At 55.3% G+C, this 2,500-nt stretch carries 1 tRNA gene and 2 rRNA genes (1 of these 3 cut by a window edge); all 3 read left to right on the top strand.

The features are described 5' to 3' along the window. Positions 1-2,091: ribosomal RNA gene (locus tag H7F16_RS19435) — 23S ribosomal RNA — on the top strand (it extends 744 nt beyond the left edge of the window). Between the two features lie 134 nt (positions 2,092-2,225). Further along, positions 2,226-2,340 (top strand): 5S ribosomal RNA (gene rrf, locus H7F16_RS19430). An 83-nt stretch (positions 2,341-2,423) separates the two neighbouring features. Then, positions 2,424-2,500, top strand: a tRNA-Met gene (locus tag H7F16_RS19425).

Below are 2,500 nucleotides of genomic sequence, written 5' to 3'. Positions count from 1 at the left end.
GCTGGAGGTCCGAACCAACACCCGTTGAAAAGGGTCTGGATGACGTGTGGCTAGGGGTGAAAGGCCAATCAAATCTGGAGATAGCTGGTTCTCCGCGAAAGCTATTTAGGTAGCGCCTCGGACGAATACCTGCGGGGGTAGAGCACTGCATGGGTGATGGGGGCCCACAGCCTTACTGAGCCTAAGCAAACTCCGAATACCGCAGAGTACTATCCGGGAGACACACGGCGGGTGCTAACGTCCGTCGTGAAGAGGGAAACAACCCTGACCTGCAGCTAAGGCCCCTAATTCGTGGCTAAGTGGGAAAGCATGTGGGACGGCCAAAACAACCAGGAGGTTGGCTTAGAAGCAGCCATCCTTTAAAGATAGCGTAACAGCTCACTGGTCTAGATAAGCTGTCCTGCGGCGAAGATGTAACGGGGCTCAAGCCACGAGCCGAAGCTCAGGATGCACAGCGATGTGCGTGGTAGCGGAGCGTTCTGTGATATAGCTCAATGCCTCTCTTGCATCGCTTGCGATGCATTGGAGGCAAGGAGCTTTCTGTGAAGCCAGGCCGTGAGGCAACTGGTGGAGAGATCAGAAGCGAGAATGTTGACATGAGTAGCGACAAACAGGGTGAGAGACCCTGTCGCCGAAAGTCCAAGGGTTCCTGCTTAAAGCTAATCTGAGCAGGGTAAGCCGGCCCCTAAGGCGAGGCCGAAAGGCGTAGTCGATGGGAACCACGTTAATATTCGTGGGCCAGGAGGAAGTGACGGATCTCGACGGTAGTTTGCCCTTATCGGATTGGGTGGGCTGCTTAGAGGTCCCTGGAAATAGCCCTCCATCAGACCGTACCCTAAACCGACACAGGTGGACTGGTAGAGAATACCAAGGCGCTTGAGAGAACCACGTTAAAGGAACTCGGCAAAATGCCTCCGTAAGTTCGCGAGAAGGAGGCCCCGTCTGTACGCAAGTGCGGGCGGGGGGCACAAACTAGGGGGTGGCGACTGTTTACTTAAAACACAGGGCTCTGCGAAGCCGTAAGGCGACGTATAGGGTCTGACGCCTGCCCGGTGCTGGAAGGTTAAAAGGAGGGGTGCAAGCTCTGAATTGAAGCCCCAGTAAACGGCGGCCGTAACTATAACGGTCCTAAGGTAGCGAAATTCCTTGTCGGGTAAGTTCCGACCTGCACGAATGGCGTAACGATCTCCCCGCTGTCTCTAACGTGGACTCAGCGAAATTGAACTGTGTGTCAAGATGCACACTTCCCGCGGTTAGACGGAAAGACCCCATGCACCTTTACTCCAGCTTTGCACTGGCATCAGGATTGTGATGTGCAGGATAGGTGGTAGGCATCGAAGCGGGGACGCCAGTCCTCGTGGAGCCTCCCTTGAGATACCACCCTTCGCACTCTTGATGTCTAACCGCGGTCCGTCATCCGGATCCGGGACCCTGCATGGTGGGGAGTTTGACTGGGGCGGTCGCCTCCCAAACAGTAACGGAGGCGCGCGAAGGTAGGCTCAGACCGGTCGGAAATCGGTCGTTGAGTGCAATGGCAGAAGCCTGCCTGACTGCAAGTCTGACAAGACGAGCAGAGACGAAAGTCGGTCATAGTGATCCGGTGGTCCCAAGTGGGAGGGCCATCGCTCAACGGATAAAAGGTACGCTGGGGATAACAGGCTGATGATGCCCAAGAGTCCATATCGACGGCATCGTTTGGCACCTCGATGTCGGCTCATCTCATCCTGGGGCTGGAGCAGGTCCCAAGGGTATGGCTGTTCGCCATTTAAAGAGGTACGTGAGCTGGGTTTAGAACGTCGTGAGACAGTTCGGTCCCTATCTGCCGTGGGTGTAGGAGACTTGAGAAGAGTTGCCCCTAGTACGAGAGGACCGGGGTGAACGAACCACTGGTGGACCAGTTATCGTGCCAACGGTAGTGCTGGGTAGCTATGTTCGGACAGGATAACCGCTGAAGGCATCTAAGCGGGAAGCCCCCTTCAAAACAAGGTCTCCCTTGAGAGCCGTGGAAGACCACCACGTCGATAGGCCGGAGGTGTAAGTGCAGCAATGCATTCAGCTGACCGGTACTAATTGCTCGATAGGCTTGATTTGATCCAGAAACAGCAAGGCAATACGCCAAGCCCTGGAACAGTCAAAAGCAACACAGACTTGGAACAAGAAAAACTGATGATAACGGGTTGGAAAACAGAGCAACGCTCCAAGTCCAACCCGCGTTTCTTCCTCGGTTTGGTGGTCATAGCACGAGCAAAACACCCGGTCCCATCCCGAACCCGGCCGTTAAGTGCCGTCGCGCCAATGGTACTCCGTCTCAAGACGTGGGAGAGTAGGTCACCGCCAAACCTAGAAAGAAACGAAAATCCTCCCTCTAACGATGCAATATACCCCGATCGCAAAAACAATAAGCCCTCGGGAAACACAACGGACGCGGGGTGGAGCAGCCCGGTAGCTCGTCAGGCTCATAACCTGAAGGCCGCAGGTTCAAATCCTGCCCCCGCAACCA

This window comes from Paragemmobacter straminiformis (assembly GCF_014243445.1).
GTDB classification, from domain to species: Bacteria; Pseudomonadota; Alphaproteobacteria; order Rhodobacterales; family Rhodobacteraceae; genus Paragemmobacter; species Paragemmobacter straminiformis.
This window is presented reverse-complemented; position numbering and strand designations above follow the sequence as displayed.